The following is a 1475-nucleotide window of genomic DNA, read 5'->3' as shown; positions in this document are numbered from 1 at the left end:
AAAAAGGGATCAATCCGTTGCACCGGAGACACGAAGGCTCAAATCAAGCTGCCAAACACCGCTCAAAAACCTGAATCATTCACCCGTCAGACGCGGGGCCGGTAGCTGGTGTTCCTGGAGATCCGCCTTCTTTGTGCGATATAGCGCGTGCAGCGTCAGATAGTCGAGCGCAAGCATTTGCGACACCATCAACCACGGATGGCGCGATTGGCAATGCAGATGTGTGTTGGACGAAAATGATGTAGTCAGATTCAAACCATGCCCGACCGTTTGCCATCAAGTTCGGGCGTGACTTTGATTCGGAGATAAAAGAGTATTCCAGAACCGGAACGCGACGGCGGATCGAGAGCCTGCGTTCGCGTGTAGAGATGGTAATAGCCTCAAGCGTCATTCGCGTCGTATTGTGATCCCAAACCGCGAGGCCGTCAGGAAAGATCTCCAATGCAGTATCAGTGTGCCTGTCGAGCGGTGTTGAGGAAATGTTTCTGGGGAACGTCGCAAATGAAAGTAAGTCTCCGGTTTCGCTGTTGCGAAATACAAGCCAGCGAAATGGGTTCGTTTCCGGCGTGATCTCATCGGTGTTGGCTTCTTGGAGTTGCCATTCGCGGCCCAACTCGGGAAGTATGCCAAAACGTGGAAGTTCATGAGAATGGACAAGCGAACCGCTCAAGACGGATGTGACGAAAACTAGCGTAAATGCACGGCAGTAATTGTTGAGCATGACGAATACTTCAGTCGGATAACGTTACGCGTAACCGGGAACGCGAGGAAAAGTCTCTAACGGCCAATTCGCTCAGCTCGCGTTCTCCGGTTCACGCGATGGTTACCCGCCGTGGTGAATTCAAGCACGAACTAACCCGATTAGGATGGATAGCCCCATCCCAAGCCACGGCAAAACCGCCCACCCATTAAACCAAATACGGTCAGGCAGCGAAATGTCCGGTAAGCACTTACGATAAACGAAAACAGAAACGAGCAAGACGGGAACCGAAAGGCCACACGCCATCGCAGGCACGATGAACAGTTCGTAGAGTTCCGGGTTTGAGGTGTCGCCAGTGAGAAGGATGACCGCCCCAAGCATCGAAAGCAAACCGAGCGGGACGAGCAAAAGCGACAGCACACGAAGGACCCAGACCAGCAAACGCGGGTTATCGAGTGGATCGCCGTCGAACACGACAGGGTCTGCGGCGGCTGATGATTCAGTTGGCGGTTGGTATGGCGAATGTTGCAACGGAGCCGACAGGTTTGTTGGGAGTGCATCAGTCGGGTAACGTTACGCATCAGCGGGGACGGGCGAAAGACACGCAAGCAGACTAGAAAACGAACCACCCGTCCTCCGTTGCATGCGATGGTTATCAGACTTACAACGCTGCGCTTCGGGGTGGCAGTGGAGGAACATTCGCCCGCTGCCGCAAGCTTCCCATCTTAACGCAATTTGCCCCGCTCACGGGTGGGAAGTGGGTGGTGTTCCTGGA

The 1475-nt window shown here is 54.1% G+C and carries 2 protein-coding genes; both read right to left on the bottom strand.

The window, feature by feature from the left end; translation table 11 throughout:
• Positions 1-79: 79 nt before the first annotated feature.
• Positions 80-721, bottom strand: a complete 642-nt coding sequence (locus Poly51_RS30220; protein WP_146462679.1) for a hypothetical protein — start codon at positions 719-721, stop codon at positions 80-82.
• Positions 722-841: 120 nt separating this feature from the next.
• A complete protein-coding gene (locus tag Poly51_RS30215) occupies positions 842-1231 on the bottom strand; it encodes a hypothetical protein (RefSeq protein ID WP_146462678.1) in 390 nt (129 codons plus the stop codon).
• Between the last annotated feature and the right edge of the window lie 244 nt (positions 1232-1475).

Source organism: Rubripirellula tenax, from assembly GCF_007860125.1.
GTDB lineage: Bacteria > Planctomycetota > Planctomycetia > Pirellulales > Pirellulaceae > Rubripirellula > Rubripirellula tenax.
The sequence above is the reverse complement of the archived record's forward strand: the minus strand, read 5'-3'. Positions and strand labels throughout refer to the sequence as shown.